Annotated in this window: 15 protein-coding genes and 2 pseudogenes; 9 read left to right on the forward strand and 8 right to left on the reverse strand. The window is 70.8% G+C overall.

The window, feature by feature from the left end:
* Nucleotides 1-145: 145 nt before the first annotated feature.
* Nucleotides 146-1,564: an MFS transporter gene (locus tag ABZY44_RS07570; protein WP_356651040.1), complete on the reverse strand. Its 1,419-nt coding sequence runs from the start codon at nucleotides 1,562-1,564 to the stop codon at nucleotides 146-148.
* 752 nt (nucleotides 1,565-2,316) lie between these two features.
* On the opposite strand from ABZY44_RS07570, the gene ABZY44_RS07575 reads away from it, so the two are divergent.
* From ABZY44_RS07575 to ABZY44_RS07590, 4 genes are all read left to right on the forward strand, one after another.
* Nucleotides 2,317-2,955 (forward strand): hypothetical protein, encoded by a 639-nt coding sequence (locus ABZY44_RS07575; RefSeq protein ID WP_356650927.1) that lies wholly within the window; start codon nucleotides 2,317-2,319, stop codon nucleotides 2,953-2,955.
* A gap of 28 nt (nucleotides 2,956-2,983) precedes the next feature.
* A complete protein-coding gene (locus ABZY44_RS07580) occupies nucleotides 2,984-3,331 on the forward strand; it encodes a GntR family transcriptional regulator (protein ID WP_356650929.1) in 348 nt (115 codons plus the stop codon).
* Nucleotides 3,328-4,314, forward strand: coding sequence for a DUF1648 domain-containing protein (locus ABZY44_RS07585; protein ID WP_356650931.1), 987 nt, complete (start codon nucleotides 3,328-3,330; stop codon nucleotides 4,312-4,314). Before ABZY44_RS07580 ends, ABZY44_RS07585 begins: the two co-directional genes overlap by 4 nt.
* 205 nt (nucleotides 4,315-4,519) lie before the next feature.
* Nucleotides 4,520-4,687, forward strand: a complete 168-nt coding sequence (locus tag ABZY44_RS07590) for a hypothetical protein (protein WP_356650933.1) — start codon at nucleotides 4,520-4,522, stop codon at nucleotides 4,685-4,687.
* Between the two features lie 11 nt (nucleotides 4,688-4,698).
* Here ABZY44_RS07590 and ABZY44_RS07595 read toward each other — a convergent pair whose 3' ends face one another.
* A complete protein-coding gene (locus ABZY44_RS07595; protein WP_356650935.1) occupies nucleotides 4,699-5,061 on the reverse strand; it encodes an SAV_915 family protein in 363 nt (120 codons plus the stop codon).
* A 292-nt stretch (nucleotides 5,062-5,353) separates the two neighbouring features.
* Here ABZY44_RS07595 and ABZY44_RS07600 point away from each other — a divergent pair, with 292 nt between their 5' ends.
* The 3 genes and pseudogenes from ABZY44_RS07600 to ABZY44_RS07610 all read left to right on the forward strand — a co-directional run.
* Nucleotides 5,354-5,866, forward strand: coding sequence for a universal stress protein (locus ABZY44_RS07600; protein WP_356650937.1), 513 nt, complete (start codon nucleotides 5,354-5,356; stop codon nucleotides 5,864-5,866).
* A gap of 27 nt (nucleotides 5,867-5,893) precedes the next feature.
* Complete coding sequence (locus tag ABZY44_RS07605; protein ID WP_356650939.1) at nucleotides 5,894-6,166, forward strand: hypothetical protein; 273 nt, start codon at nucleotides 5,894-5,896, stop codon at nucleotides 6,164-6,166.
* Nucleotides 6,167-6,339: 173 nt separating this feature from the next.
* Nucleotides 6,340-6,650 (forward strand): annotated as a pseudogene (locus ABZY44_RS07610) (integrase core domain-containing protein); the annotation flags it as partial.
* A gap of 51 nt (nucleotides 6,651-6,701) precedes the next feature.
* Here the strand turns inward: ABZY44_RS07610 and ABZY44_RS07615 are convergent.
* Nucleotides 6,702-7,508 carry an alpha/beta fold hydrolase gene (locus ABZY44_RS07615; RefSeq protein ID WP_356650941.1) on the reverse strand — a complete coding sequence of 269 codons (807 nt, stop codon included), beginning with the start codon at nucleotides 7,506-7,508 and terminating at the stop codon, nucleotides 6,702-6,704.
* A 62-nt stretch (nucleotides 7,509-7,570) separates the two neighbouring features.
* Here ABZY44_RS07615 and ABZY44_RS07620 point away from each other — a divergent pair, with 62 nt between their 5' ends.
* Entirely contained in the window at nucleotides 7,571-7,990 is a 420-nt protein-coding gene (locus ABZY44_RS07620; RefSeq protein WP_356650943.1) for a MarR family winged helix-turn-helix transcriptional regulator, read from the forward strand.
* 69 nt (nucleotides 7,991-8,059) lie between these two features.
* Here the strand turns inward: ABZY44_RS07620 and ABZY44_RS07625 are convergent.
* The 4 genes and pseudogenes from ABZY44_RS07625 to ABZY44_RS07640 all read right to left on the reverse strand — a co-directional run.
* Nucleotides 8,060-8,251: pseudogene (locus ABZY44_RS07625) on the reverse strand (histidine phosphatase family protein); the annotation flags it as partial.
* A complete protein-coding gene (locus tag ABZY44_RS07630; RefSeq protein WP_356650944.1) occupies nucleotides 8,248-9,078 on the reverse strand; it encodes a hypothetical protein in 831 nt (276 codons plus the stop codon). The pseudogene ABZY44_RS07625 and the gene ABZY44_RS07630, both read right to left, overlap by 4 nt.
* A gap of 142 nt (nucleotides 9,079-9,220) precedes the next feature.
* A complete protein-coding gene (locus ABZY44_RS07635) occupies nucleotides 9,221-9,811 on the reverse strand; it encodes a DUF5994 family protein (protein WP_356650946.1) in 591 nt (196 codons plus the stop codon).
* A 170-nt stretch (nucleotides 9,812-9,981) separates the two neighbouring features.
* Nucleotides 9,982-10,659: a CBS domain-containing protein gene (locus ABZY44_RS07640; RefSeq protein ID WP_356650948.1), complete on the reverse strand. Its 678-nt coding sequence runs from the start codon at nucleotides 10,657-10,659 to the stop codon at nucleotides 9,982-9,984.
* 231 nt (nucleotides 10,660-10,890) lie between these two features.
* Between ABZY44_RS07640 and ABZY44_RS07645 the strand changes: the two genes are divergently transcribed.
* Complete coding sequence (locus tag ABZY44_RS07645; protein WP_356650949.1) at nucleotides 10,891-11,979, forward strand: alcohol dehydrogenase catalytic domain-containing protein; 1,089 nt, start codon at nucleotides 10,891-10,893, stop codon at nucleotides 11,977-11,979.
* Between the two features lie 573 nt (nucleotides 11,980-12,552).
* On the opposite strand, the gene ABZY44_RS07650 is transcribed toward ABZY44_RS07645, so the two are convergent.
* Nucleotides 12,553-13,416: a slipin family protein gene (locus ABZY44_RS07650; RefSeq protein WP_356650951.1), complete on the reverse strand. Its 864-nt coding sequence runs from the start codon at nucleotides 13,414-13,416 to the stop codon at nucleotides 12,553-12,555.
* Nucleotides 13,417-13,479 lie beyond the last annotated feature (63 nt).

A 13,479-nucleotide genomic window follows, 5' to 3' on the forward strand; every position in this document is an offset into this window, starting at 1 on the left:
GGCAGCCCTTCGGTGGGGAGGCACGGACGGGGTCCGCCCGCCCCCCGGTGCGTCACCGGATGCGGCGGGCGGACACGGGGCCGGGCGGACACGGGGCCGGGTCGGACACGGGGCCGGGTCGGACACGGGGGCCGGGCGGACCGGCTCAGGCAGGGTCGGAAGCCGCGCCGGGAGCCGTGGTCGAGGACCGGCCGGCGTACGCGCTCCCCGCGCCCACCGCCCCCACCTCGCTTACCGCGCCCGCGGCCGTCCTCGGCACCGACAGGTCCCGGCCCCGGGTCTCGCGGGCGACGGCGACGGTGAGGGTGGTGACGAGGGCGGCCGCGGAGAGGTACACGGAGACCGGTACGGAGGAGCCGTAGTCCTTCAGGAGTTCGACGGCGATGATCGGGGCCAGGGCGCCCGCGACGATCGAGGCGAGCTGGGAGCCCATCGAGGCACCCGAGTAGCGGACCTTGGTGTCGAACATCTCGGAGACGAAGGCGGCCTGCGGCCCGTACATGGCGCCGTGCAGGAGCAGACCGGCGGTGACGGCCGCGGTGATCACGGCGAACGACTTGGAATCGACCAGCGCGAAGAACGCGAACGCCCACAGGGCCATGCCCGCCGAACCGATCAGCGTCACCGGCCGGCGCCCGATCCGGTCCGAGAGCGCGCCCCAGGCGGGGATGGTGACGAAGTGGACGGCCGAGCCGATCAGGAGCGCGTTCAGCGCGGTGGTCTTGGGGAGCCCGAGGTGGGTGGTGACGTAGACGAGGAGGAAGGAGGTGAGGACGTAGTACGAGATGTTCTCGCCGAACCGGGTGCCGATGGCGGTCAGCACCTGCCGCCAGTCCTTGCGGAACACCTGCACGACGGGTGCCTTCTCCTCCACCGCGAGATCCTCGGCCTCGGCCCGCGCCGCGAGGAAGACGGGGGACTCGGACACGGAGAGCCGGATCCACAGCCCGACCACCACGAGGACGCCGGAGAGCAGGAAGGGGATGCGCCAGCCCCAGGCGAGGAACGTGGCGTCCGACTGCACGGCGGCCAGCAGCGCCAGGACGCCCGTGGCCAGCAGATTCCCCCCGGGCGCCCCCGACTGCGGCCAGGACGCCCAGAAGCCGCGGTGCTCGGCGCCGCCGTGCTCGGAGACGATCAGCACGGCCCCGCCCCACTCGCCACCGAGTGCGAACCCCTGCACCAGGCGCAGTGCGGTCAACAGGATGGGAGCGCCCACGCCGATGCTCGCGTGCGTGGGCAGCAGCCCCATCGCGAAAGTGGCCCCGCCCATCATGACCAGGCTGAGCACCAGCAGCTTCTTGCGGCCGACCTTGTCGCCGAAGTGCCCGAACACCACTCCGCCGAGCGGCCTGGCCAGGAACCCGATCGCATAGGTGAGGAAGGCGATCAGGGTGCCCGTGAGCGGATCGGCCGTGGGGAAGAACAGCTTGTTGAACACCAGGGCCGCGGCGGTCCCGTAGAGGAAGAAGTCGTACCACTCGATGGTGGTCCCGATGAGGCTGGCGGCGACGATCCGTCTGATGCCTGACGGGGCCTTCGGGGCGGTTGAGGGGGAGACCATGTGCACCACTTCCAGGGTGTCTGCGGGGACGTCGGGTGTGGGCACAACGTAGAAGTCCGCAGGTCACCGGTATATGTGGCCCACCATCACAATCAGGCCGCGCCTAGTGTGCCCGCACACCACTTGACCCGAGCACCTGCCCCGCAACCCTCGGTAACCGGGTTGGGGAAGCCCTGCCGGAATTGCAGAGCCACACCTGTTTCGGGCAGGCGGCGCCGGCTCCCGTGCTGGTTTGGTGCTGACCTGAAACCCCACGTCAGCACCCCTCGCAACCCACCCCGTGCTGGTTCGGAGTCCGCGAGCAAGGCGATGAGTGTGTTGCGGGCGTGGGCCGCGCGGGAGCGGACCGTGCTGATGGGGCGACGCCCAGACCGGGTCGGCCCGGATGGTCTTGAGGGTGCGCCGTGCCGGGCGCACCGCGCCCTTGACCGCCTCCACCAGGGTCCGTCGCCCCGATGGCGACGTCCGTACCGCTGCCCCTGGCGATGCAGAGGTCCGAGTCGGCGAGAGCGAAGGCGTCGTCGACACCGTCGCTGACGGCAACTCGTCGCGGCTTCGGAGGCGCCCGGTGCCTCCGTGAGGACCTCGGGGAGATCGTTGGCCGGCGGCGCATACGATTCCTTCCACTAGGCGGCATCCGTCGTGATCGAGCTCCTTCCCTCCCGTCTGCCCGCCCTCGCCCGCTGGTTCCCCGGCGGGGCCCCGGGCATCGCGGCGCTCCCCGAACACGTCATCGCCACTGGCGCCGGCAAGTGGTGGGCGGACAGGACCGTGGACCCGCGGGTCGTGGCGGTCTCCAGTGGAATCACGTCCTGCTGCGCGGGGACCCCGCTGCCCTGTCTCCTGAGGCCCTCGCTCCGTTCGCAGGCAACTACATCGAGGCCCCGGCCCGCTTCCTGCCCGCTCTCGGCGGCGCGTTCACCCGCATCGATCCCTGGGAGCGCATGGTCTACGTACACCAAGCACCCGCCATGGCCGCCCGTCCGGCACGCGGGATCACAGTTCGCCGACTGACCCCGCAGGACGCGTCGGCGCTCGTCGCTCTCGGCCCCAAGGCGGCCTGGATTCACCGGACCTGGGGCGACCCGGAGCAGCTCGCAGCCTCCGCCCTCGGCTGGGGCGCCTTTCACCGGGGCCGGGTCCTCTCGGTGGCCTGCACGTACTTCCTCGGCAGCGGCTACGAGGACGTCGCCGCGCTCGCGGACCCCCGGCCACCGGCGGCAGCACCTCGCGCTGGCCTGTGTCACCGCACTGTGCCAGGACATCGCCGCCCGCGGCCGCGCGCCCAGCTGGACCTGCTCCCGCGACAACCGCCCCAGCAGCCTCCTCGCCCGCCGATCCGGCAGGGGTTCCGCCGAGTCCCCCTTGATCCACCGCACCGTGACCAATGACGGTAATAGTGCTACCGTCATTAGCATCATGCTGCTGAGACTGGACACCACGGACAGCCGCCCGCTCCACGAGCAGGTCGCTGGGGCGATCCGGCGCGCCATCGCCGAGGGTGAATGCGCGCCCGGCGACCGACTCCCGCCGGCCCGCGACCTCTCCCAGGCGCTGGGCGTGAACGCCAACACGGTCCTACGGGGCTTGCGCGCCCTGCGGGACGAAGGGGTGCTGGAGTTCCGGCGCGGTCGCGGGGTCACCGTCGCCGAGGGCGCGGACCGGCGGGCGGAACTGCTCGTCAGAGCCCGCCGGCTGGTGGCCGATGCGGCACGTCTGGGGTACAGCAAGAGCGATCTCATTGACCTGATCAGGGGGCTGTCGTGACCGTCCGTACGAACGCGAAGCGGAGGAATGGCGCCCGGTGGGGCGTCGCGATCTGGGCGTTGGGCGTGCTTGCCGCGCTGGCCGCACTCCCGCCCGCCGCGAGCAGTCGGCTGCCGGAGCGCCTCGCCACGCACTGGGACAGCGCGTCCCCCGACGGCTCGATGCCCCTGTGGGCGGCGGCTCTGTTTCCCTCGCTGCTGTGGGCGGCCCTGGTGGCCTCCCTGCTGTTTGCGGGCCGACGTGGCGGCGCGCCCGCGCGGGCCTGGGCGGGCGCCGTACTGCTGTCGGGCGGGGTGTTCCTGGCCGGCGTACAGGCTTCGATAGTGCGCGCCAATCTGGACCGGCCCGACTGGCGGGACGCCGGGTCGGTGGGTGCCGGGGTCGCGATCACAGCCGTGGCCGCGGTGGCCGCGGGGCTGCTCGGATGGCTGGCCGGGCGGCGCGGGGCGCACGCCGTTGCGGCGAGCCGGGCCGCGGCCGGAAAGGCGATGGAGATCCCGGCGGGGGAACGTTTCGTCTGGCTCTCCCGTACCTCCAACCCCTGGCTCCACCTGACCGCCGCCCTCACGGGCCTGGTGGCCGCGGCCGGCGTACTGGCGGCCGCCTGCGGCATGATCGGCCTTCAGTGGACGCTGATCGCACCGTTCGCGATCGCCTCCGTCCTGGTGCTCTTCTGCTCCTCCGTGCAGGCGCGCGTGACGGACTCCGTCCTGGAGGTGGCCTTCGGGCCGCTCGGCTGGCCGCGACGGCGCTGGCCTGCGGGGGAGATCGACTCGGCCCGCATGGAGGTCCGCACCCCCGCGCAGGTGGGTGGATGGGGCTACCGCCTCAGCGGGCTGGGCACGACCGTCATGCTCCGTGCGGGCGAATGCCTGGTCATCCACCCCCGTAAAGGCGTGGAATTTGCGGTGAGCGTCGAAGACGCTGAACGAGGCGCCGCACTGCTCAACACCCTTTCCGCCAAGGAATCTGGCCGAAAATAGCCGGCGGATCACCGGAGCGTTCTGTTCCGGCCTGGCCGACTGTGAGCGCTGTCATATTCGATCGATTCATACGACAAGATCGAGAGGAGAGCCGGGCCGCGGTTGGCGGTGCGGTCCACCCACTGCTCGCTGGGGTCCAACTGCCTGGAACAGCGGGTCCATTACCCTTTCAGGGGGGAGGGTGCATGGCCGGGAGGGGGACCGGGTGAACTTCGCGGGAATGGTGATCGCCGACCGGTACCGGCTGGACGCACTGCTCGGGCGCGGGGGGATGGGTGAGGTCTGGAGGGCCTTCGATTCCCGATTTGAGCGCAGCGTTGCGATCAAGTTCCTGCCTGCGCAGATGGCGCGCGAGGACGAGCGGCTGAATTGACGTAGCCCCCTTCAGGCTGTCCGGGCCACGGTCTCGGGCACCTGCGGGACCGGAGCCGTGACCGGACCGGTGGTGGCCGTCGCCGCGGTGACCGCAGGAGCGGTGAGGGTCGGGTCCACGGTCAGCAGCGAGGCTCCAAGAGGTTCGGCCATCGCGCGGAGCGCGGTCTCCGAGAGCCGGATCGAGGGCTGCCCCACGCCGAGCGTGGCGGCCAGTCGCTCCGCGCTGGTGAAGCCGACGGCGGTACGGGCACCCAGCGGGGTGCGGAACAGACGCACCACCTGTGCGGCTCCCGGCCGGGCCGGTACGTACAGGGGCCCGGCCGGGACCCGTTCGTCAGGCTCCGGGTCGTCTTCGTACTGGAACAAGCACATGGGGACCTCCCAGAGGAACCACGAGTGGCAGTGGAGGCCCCGGATGCGGGGAGGCGGTCCGGGGCACGACACCGAAGCTATCCCGAGTTCTCACCGCAGTGGACACCCCATGACGGGACCTTGACGGCGACCGGCCGAGTCCATACGCATCACTGACAGGTGGCGCCGGGGGCCGTCAGAAACCCGTCATGGTTTCCCGTTCCCGCGTTAGAAGGCCATAAGTAACCACCCCGCGCGTTCGCAACGAGCCCTTTCATGGGATCCGGCCGACGGAGAGGCGAGGGAAGCAGCTGTGCGAAGAGTCGTGGCCGGTGTGAGCGGAACCCCGGGCAGCCTGGCCGTATTGCACCGCGCCGCCGGCGAGGCCCGGGTGCGGGACGCGGAACTGTGGGTCGTCATGGCCTGGCAGGCCCCCAGCGGCGAACTCGGAAGCCGCAGCTCGTGCAATGTGTCGGCGCTCGCGCAATGCCGTGCCACTGTCGTCGAGCGGCTGCGCGAGGTTCCGAACACGGCCTTCGACGCGGAGAAGCCCGGCGTCACCCCCGCAGGCCTGACCGTACGGGCGACACCCGGGGCGGCGCTCGTGGACACCGCCCGCGGCGCGGACGACCTCCTCGTGGTGGGTACCGGATCGCGCTCCGCCCTGAGCCGACTCATCAGGCCCTCGGTGGCCCGCTACTGCCTCGCGCACGCGGCCTGCCCGGTGCTGGCCGTCCCGCCGTCTCCGCTCGAGGCCGAGCTGGACGCCGTACACCGCCGCAACCTGTGGCACCTGCCGCTGGACACGAGCGAGCTGGCTCCGTGAGCCGCCACCTGGTGCCGGGGACAGCCAGTGGGCCGGCCCCCCAAGGTCTCGGCGTACCCCGGTCTGCTCACCGCCCGCGGACTGGTCCGCTCCCACCACGTCCACACCGACAGGCTCGTCTCGGTGGCCTGGCACGACGGGATCGCCCAGCGGCTGCTCCTCGAAGACATCGACGGCAACCGCGCCGAGGTCGACCCTCGCGTTTTCGCCGCCAACCCATCCTTGTGGCACTTCCTGGACCGGTACATCCGCACCAGCCTGAGCCGCGGAACCATGCGATGTGTTCTCTACAGAGCGTGACGGAGATAGGTTCGGATGTTCCAGGACGAGATGAGGTCGCGATGTCCGGGGGAGAAGGATGAGGGGCCCACCTCGGATCCCGTGCTGGTTCGGTGCTGGTTACGCTGCGTTGAGCACGACACGTTTGTGGTCGTGGTGGCGCGAAGCGGACGCGGCAGAGACAAGGTTTGGTTTCATCTGCGCTGAACACCAGGTGGTGCGGAGACATCACCTACGTAGCCGTCGGTGCGACGTGGCCGTATCTGAGAGGGGCGCCGAGTGCCACGCGGCGGCCTTCGCCGAGGTCTGCCGCCGGCACGGCATCCGCCGCAGTATGGGCCGGGTCGGCTCGAGCCACGACGATGCCCTCGCCGAGTCGTTCTTCCACGGCCTCAAGCGCGAGTTGCTCCACGGCCGCCGCTGGGCCTCGAAAGCGCAGACCCGGCTTGAGCTGTTCCACCGGCCGTCGTACTACAACCGGCGCCGTCCCCACTCCGCACCCGGCGCCCAGACCTTCGCCCCCAACTGACCCTGACCGGACGGGCCCTGCGCCGCGTCAACCGGTCGCGTGGGAAGGACCGTCGACATTGCGGAGGTGTGCGTCGAGCAGGGCGAACGTGGCCTCGGGCCGTTCGATGTGCGGCAGGTGGCCTGCCTCGGGAATGACGTGAAGTCGGGCGTTGGCGAAGGCGGCTGCGTAGGCGGCGCCGTAGGCCGGGGTGACGATCCGGTCCTCGGCTCCCCACAGCAGCAGGGCCGGGACGTGTGCATCAGCAAGGCGACGTAGCAGCTCGGGGTCGTGCATGTAGGGGTCGCCTGCGAAGGCGCGCAGGGCGGCCATGTCGGATCGCCGGGCGGCGAGTTGTGCGGCGGGCATGGTCGTGGGGTCGACGAAATACCGGTCCGGGTCGTGCCAGGCGTGGTCGGCGACGCCGCGGGCGTCGAGGCCGAAGAAGTCGACGATCGGTTCGTCTTCGACGTGCACGCCCACCGCATCGATCAGGACGAGTCCGGCGACGAGGCCGGCGGTGTCCCGCACGGCCATCTCGGCGGCGACCCAGCCCCCGAACGAGGAGCCGACGACCGTGATGTCGCGGAGCCCTTGCTCGTGGAGGTGGTGGAGGTAGGTGAGGGCGAGGTCGCCGACACCGGTGAGCCATTCGGGCCGCGGGGTGCCCTGCCAGCCGGGGTGTACGGGCGTGATGACCCGGGTGCTCCGGGCGAGGTGTTCGACGAGCCCGGCGACGGAGGCAGGACCTCCGCCGCCGTGCAGGACCAGGACGGGCCTGCCGTGGTCGCCGCCCGTCTCGGTCAGGGTGAGCGGCAGGTCCGGACGCAGGGTGACGGTGCGCGTGGAAGTCATGCCCCACACGGTAACTAAAGATATTGATATAAGCTAGCTTGGTTGCGGGTTAGGCTGAAGTCATGCACAACGAACTTCAAACTCTCGGTAGGGCGGTCAAGCAGGCCCAATACCGTCAGCACCGAGCTTTGGAAGGCGGGTTGGCGGCGATCGGCACCACGCTCGCCCAGTGGGACGCCCTTCGGGCGATCGGCAACGCACGCGCGGCCTCTGCCCGGGAGCTGGCCGCCGCCACGTTCCAGAGCGAGCAGGCCTTCGGCACACTTGCCTCCCGTCTGGTCGCGCAAGGCCTGGTCGTGCGCAGGCCTGGCCACGGCCGTCGCATCGAGCACCACCTCGCACCTGATGGTGAGCGTGTCCTGGAGGAAGGGCATCGCGTCGCCGATGAGGTGCTGGCCTCGTGCTTCTCGATGCTGTCCGCGGCCGACCGCAGCACCCTGCTCGGGCTGTTGCAGCGCCTCGCCCTCGCCGAGGAGGCGTAACCGGTTCGGCAATGCGAGCGGTGTGGCGCCCGCTGGCCACACGGTTCGGCGTGCGGCAGGCGTACGCCGTCGGCGGGCACGCCTGGCGGAGGAACACGCGACGAGGTCGGGAACACAGCCGGCGTCGCGCAGCCAGAGGCCGGCTGCCGGGGCGTCACGGCGGCCGCGCGGGGCGAGCGGCCGTTCGTGGTCGGCCAGCAACGGCCGGTCGGACTTGGCGTGCCGCAGGACGACCAGGCGCCGGGACTTGCCTGACGTCATGGCGTCGCCGGGTGCTGGTGCCCCACCTCCCGCGCGAGGTCCAGCCCGAGGATCCGGTCGAGAAAGGCGAACGTCTCGAATTTGGCACCGGGCGGTACGTCGGCGCGCCCGGCCACGCCGCGCAGCATGTCCAGGACGACAGGGACGCCGAGATTGTCGGCGAGCGCGGCCTGGGCCTGTCGCAGCACGTCGGCGGGGATCGGCCTGGAGGGCTCCTGCGCCCAGTCGGCCACCTGCTGCCGCCAGCGCCGCAGCGTCCGCCGGGCCTCGGTGAGCCCTGCGCCGGTGATCGTGACCGGCGTGCGGTGGGCGTGCCCGAGCAACAGCATCCTCACAGCCAGCGGATCGGTCCCCGCCGGGGCGAACTCGTCCAGAAGACCCGAGGGGAGGAGAAGTGCTCTGTCCGGGATAGCCCGTCCGGGGGGCGCCGGGCTGACCTGGCCCACGTCCACCCGGACCCCGCCGACCCCGCCATGAGTGGCAGCGCCGTATGCGAGAAGGTGCACGTCGGCAGCGGCGCACAGCGTCTCGGTCAGCTGGTGTGCGCCGACGGTGGCGGGCGGGTGGATGCCGAGAACGGCCATGGCGCGATCGAGCGCCTGGCCTTGCTCATGCGGCAGGTCCGGTGTGATGAGGACCGTGAGTGCCTGCAGACCACGCAGCTCCGCGGTGCGCGCCAGCACGTCACCGACCAGGGGCGCCCGCAGGTCCACCGCGCCGACCCGGGCGCCGATGGCCGGCAGGTGGACACAGATGCGCAGCAGGTGGCGGTGTCCGGAGGGAACCTCCGCGAAGCGGCCGGTCCGGGTGTCGGCAATGCTCAGCATGAGGCGAAGGCTAGTGCCGCGTCGGGCGACGTTCGCCCCGCCGCGTCGGGCAAACGTTGCCCGACGCGGCACTGGTCCTGAAAACCCGGGCCTCGACGCTTCGCCTCCTGCTGCCGCTGCGGCGACGTCCGGCGGACGAGGCTCACCACCAAGCGCCGGCGGACAGTGGGCCGACCGGGAGCCTGGCGAGGGAGCCGATGTCGGACAGGCGCGCCCCGCCTTCGCTCTCCCAGGCGTCTTCCCGGTTCCGGAGGTCGGGCCTTCGGCCGATGACGGCTTCGGCGGCGATCAGCGCGCGGGAGGTCAGGACGCTGCCGGGGACGGCGGCGGCAGCCATCAGCCGGGCCGCGGCGGCGGGTGCGGTCTGGGGCGGGACGACGAGGAGGTCCCAGCGGCCGACGGTGTAGGAGAGCAGGATCAGCTTGTCGGGGTCCTGTTCGGTGAACCAGCCCACATGCACGGCGTGCCCGGCCACGGGGACCTTGTGCGGGACGACGGGCCATCGGGTGGGGTTCACGGTGACGCGGGTGATGCGCCCCCAGGGCTCTGCCAAGGCGGCGACGAGAACGGGGAGTTCGGCTGCGAGGTCGCGGGAGCGTGGCCACCAGGCGCCGTCCAGCTGCCCGGCGAGGGTGGTCTTCGGCGTGAGCACGAGGCGAGCGGGGCGAGGGGGAGCGGCAGCGGGGTGTGCGGGTGACGTGGCAGGCGTGGTGCGTTCCAGGATGACGGTCATGGTGGAGACCTGTCCCCGGGCCGCCCGCAGTTCGACGGCCTGGCGTATTGATCGCCGGAAATGACACCTGAGCTGCATCCGATGCGCGAAATACTCCCGGTATCTCCACCCTACTCCGGTGTGGAGATCAAAAGGGGTTCTGACCAGGTATTTCCGTTGAAGCAGAGGGTTTATGCCCCGGCCGTCCGAGCGGCTGACGCGGTCAGGGCGCAGTTGACGTCCACCACGCCTTCCACGGCGCGTGCGAGACGTGCTGCCACCGGAATGAGCGATGCGTCGAGGATGCCGCCGGAGAGGGTCACCACGCCGTGGTGGACATCGACCCGCACCCTGTGCTGTGCGAGGGGGAACAGCCGGCCGACCACCTCGCGCCGTATCTCGTCCGCGAGTTCACCGTCCGGGCGCAGGAAGACCTTGAGCAGGTCGGCACGGCTGACGATGCCCTGGAGGGTGCCGTCCGGGTCGACGACCAGCAGTCGTTTGATGTGACGTTCCGCCATGAGCCGGGCCGCCCGGGACAGGGTGGTGTCGGGTCGAACGGTAACGGGGGGAGCCGTCATCAGATCCCTGGCCAGGATCGAGCCGGCCTTCGACGTGTCACCCAGCCGCCGCATCTGCTCGATGAGACCGGGGTCGTGATCGCGGAACTCCTCTTTCGGGAGCAGGTCGGCTTCCGAGACCACACCGATGACCCTGCCCGCGCCCGCGCCCTCGCCTTCGATGACCGGTACTGCCGTCACTCGCCACTGCTTCATGACGGCGACGATCTCCTTGAACTCGGCGAGGGGCGTGACGCTGACGACGATTCTCGTCATCACGTCGCGGACGAGACGTGGACTGGAGGTCATGGCGTGGTGGTCCTCGATGAGAAGGCGAAGGGTCCCGGGGCTGTCCCGGAGATCGGCGGCCGTCCCTCGGTGAAGGGGACCCCGCCACTCACCATCACACGTCCACGGCACGGTCCGGACGGGCCTGTCGGGCCCCGGTGCGGGACCGACCGGCCCTGTCCGGGAACCGAGCGGCGGGGACAGCCTGAGGTGACCTTTGCCGGAGCACGGGAGACATGGAGAGGTGGCGTCATGAAGGCACTCGTCTTCCAGGGACCGGGGAGGACCGCGTGGCAGGAGGTGCCGGAGCCGGGCATCAAGGATCCCGCCGACGTGATCGTGCGCGTCGATGCCGTGACCATCTGCGGTACGGACCTGCACATCGTCAAGGGTGACCTGCCGGAGGTGACTCCCGGCCGTGTGCTCGGGCACGAGGCCGTGGGCACGGTGGTGGAGTGCGGGGGTGACGTCCGCTCGGTGCGGCCCGGCGACCGGGTGCTGGTCTCCTGCATCTCCTCGTGCGGCCGGTGCCGGTTCTGCCGTGAGAGCCGCTACGGGCAGTGCCGCGGGGGCGGTGGATGGATACTCGGCCACACCATCGACGGAACTCAGGCCGAGTACGTCCGCGTGCCGTTCGCCGATCTCTCCGTGCACCCGCTGCCGAGTACGGTCGACAGCGCCGACGCCGTCCTGCTCGCGGACATCTTCCCCACCGCCTACGAGGTGGGAGTGCTGAACGGCACCGTGCGGCCCGGGGACACCGTCGTCGTGGTCGGCGCCGGACCCGTAGGACTCGCGGCCGTCGCCACGGCACGGTTGTACTCGCCGGCCCGCGTCATCGCCATCGATCTCGCGCCGTCCCGGCTGGCGACAGCGCGCGAGCTGGGGGCGGACGCGGTCGTGAACGCCGCCGAGGAACCGGAATTGCTCGTGGGCGACCTGACCGACGGTCTCGGCGCGGACGTCGTCATGGAGGCCGTCGGCGTGTCCGAGACCTTCGAGATGTGCACCCGCATGGTCCGCCCCGGCGGCCGGGTCGCGAACATCGGCGTCCACGGCAAGCCGGCGACCCTGCACCTCGAAGACCTGTGGATCAAGGATGTCACCATTACCACCGGGCTCGTGGACACCTGCTCCACGCCGATGCTGCTGCGCATGCTGGCGGCCGGCCGGCTGCCGACCTCGTCGCTGATCACCCATCGTTTCGAGCTGGGACGGATGGAAGAGGCGTACGAGGTGTTCTCCCGTGCCGGTGAGACGGGTGCGCTGAAGGTCGTGCTGGGCGGGCCGCGCCACGACGACCTGGCCGTATCGAACCCGTCGCGCGTCCAGAAGGCGTGAGGGGGCCCCGGTGCCGTCGCCGATGCTGACGCCGGGGCCGGTAGGCCCCCTCCTCCGTCCCTGCCGGCCTTGCCAAGCGAACGTCCCGCCGGGTGATTCTGAGTGCGGATCTGTTCCGGTTCCGCTCCCGAAGAGGTGATCCGCCATGCCTCGGATCCAGATCTCGGCACCCGGGCCACGGCCGCACCGCCCCCGGACCCTCGACCTGCGCACGCCATCGGGGCGCGTCCTGCCGACTGAGAACGCGGGAAGGGAGGCAGGCCCACGAGCGCAAGAAGTGGTCGTCGCGCCCGCCCAGGACATGGATGACGTCCGCGGTTACGACGGCGTGGTCCTGGGCGGTTCGCTGTATGCCGGCCGCTGGAACAACAGGGCCCGGCGCCACAACCCCCGGCCTGCTCGCAAGGATCCTGGTGCGCCAGGGCCGGGCCGGGGACTTCCGCGATCCTGAGCGAATCCGCGCCTGGGCCCGTCGGATCGGTGCCGAACTCGCCGCGACCCACTGAATGCGCCCCACAGCAGTCGGCGCCGCCGTACGGAGAACGTCCTCCGCACGGCGGCGCCGACTTTCGGTCACACGGTCTTGACCGCTCGCGCTCCGTTCGGCGGGGACGGGTTGGGGAGCGGCGTGGTGATCCCCGTCGCCCGCGGTGTCTGGAGCGTCGCGGCCGCGGACTCGCGGGCGAGGAAGGCTCCGAGTTCGCCGATGGTGCTCATGAGCGGTGCGGGGAAGACCACGGTGGTGTTCTTGTCGACGCCGATCTCCACGAGGCTTTGCAGGTTGCGCAGTTGCAGGGCGAGGGGGTGGGCCATCATGGTGTCGGAGGCGTCGCCGAGTGCGGCGGCGGCCATCGATTCGCCCTCCGCGTTGATGATCTTGGCCCTCTTCTCCCGTTCGGCCTCGGCCTGGCGGGCCATCGCGCGCTTCATGCTGTCGGGCAGCTGGATGTCCTTCAGTTCGACCAGGGTGACTTCGACGCCCCATTCGGCTGTGGTGACGTCGAGGATCTCGCGGATGCCGAGATTGATGCGGTCGGTCTCCGACAGGGTTTCGTCGAGGGTGTGCTGGCCGACGACCTTGCGCAGTGTGGTCTGGGCGATCTGGTCGATGGCCGCGCCCACGTTCTCGATCGCGATGACCGACTTCACGGCGTCCACGACGCGGAAGTAGGCGACCGCGGAGACGTCGACGCTGACGTTGTCCCGGGTGATGATGCCCTGAGACTGGATGGGCATGGTGACGATCCGCAGGGACACCCGGTGCAGGACGTCCGCGAACGGCACGATGACCCGCAGGCCCGGCGCGCGGGTCCCGGTGAGGCGGCCGAAGCGGAACAGCACGCCCTGCTCGTACTGCTTGACGATCTTCAGGGCCATCGGCAGCCCTATCAGGGCAACCACGGCTATGGCGATCAGCGCGAAGATCAGGACTTCCATGGAGATGCTCCTCACGAAGGGCGGTGGCGGAGCAAGGGGATGACCCGGGTCCGTCCGCAGGGC

Source organism: Streptomyces sp. NPDC006544 (genome assembly GCF_040611715.1).
In the GTDB taxonomy this organism is placed as follows: domain Bacteria; phylum Actinomycetota; class Actinomycetes; order Streptomycetales; family Streptomycetaceae; genus Streptomyces.

Excerpts from the sequence above, each read along its gene's own strand:
- ABZY44_RS07570 (WP_356651040.1), bottom strand. The coding sequence starts at position 1,564 with ATGGTCTCCCCCTCAACCGCCCCGAAGGCCCCGTCAGGCATCAGACGG.
- ABZY44_RS07580 (WP_356650929.1), top strand. The coding sequence starts at position 2,984 with ATGCTGCTGAGACTGGACACCACGGACAGCCGCCCGCTCCACGAGCAG.
- ABZY44_RS07595 (WP_356650935.1), bottom strand. The coding sequence starts at position 5,061 with ATGTGCTTGTTCCAGTACGAAGACGACCCGGAGCCTGACGAACGGGTC.
- ABZY44_RS07615 (WP_356650941.1), bottom strand. The coding sequence starts at position 7,508 with ATGACTTCCACGCGCACCGTCACCCTGCGTCCGGACCTGCCGCTCACC.
- ABZY44_RS07620 (WP_356650943.1), top strand. The coding sequence starts at position 7,571 with ATGCACAACGAACTTCAAACTCTCGGTAGGGCGGTCAAGCAGGCCCAA.
- ABZY44_RS07630 (WP_356650944.1), bottom strand. The coding sequence starts at position 9,078 with ATGCTGAGCATTGCCGACACCCGGACCGGCCGCTTCGCGGAGGTTCCC.
- ABZY44_RS07635 (WP_356650946.1), bottom strand. The coding sequence starts at position 9,811 with ATGACCGTCATCCTGGAACGCACCACGCCTGCCACGTCACCCGCACAC.
- ABZY44_RS07640 (WP_356650948.1), bottom strand. The coding sequence starts at position 10,659 with ATGACCTCCAGTCCACGTCTCGTCCGCGACGTGATGACGAGAATCGTC.
- ABZY44_RS07645 (WP_356650949.1), top strand. The coding sequence starts at position 10,891 with ATGAAGGCACTCGTCTTCCAGGGACCGGGGAGGACCGCGTGGCAGGAG.
- ABZY44_RS07650 (WP_356650951.1), bottom strand. The coding sequence starts at position 13,416 with ATGGAAGTCCTGATCTTCGCGCTGATCGCCATAGCCGTGGTTGCCCTG.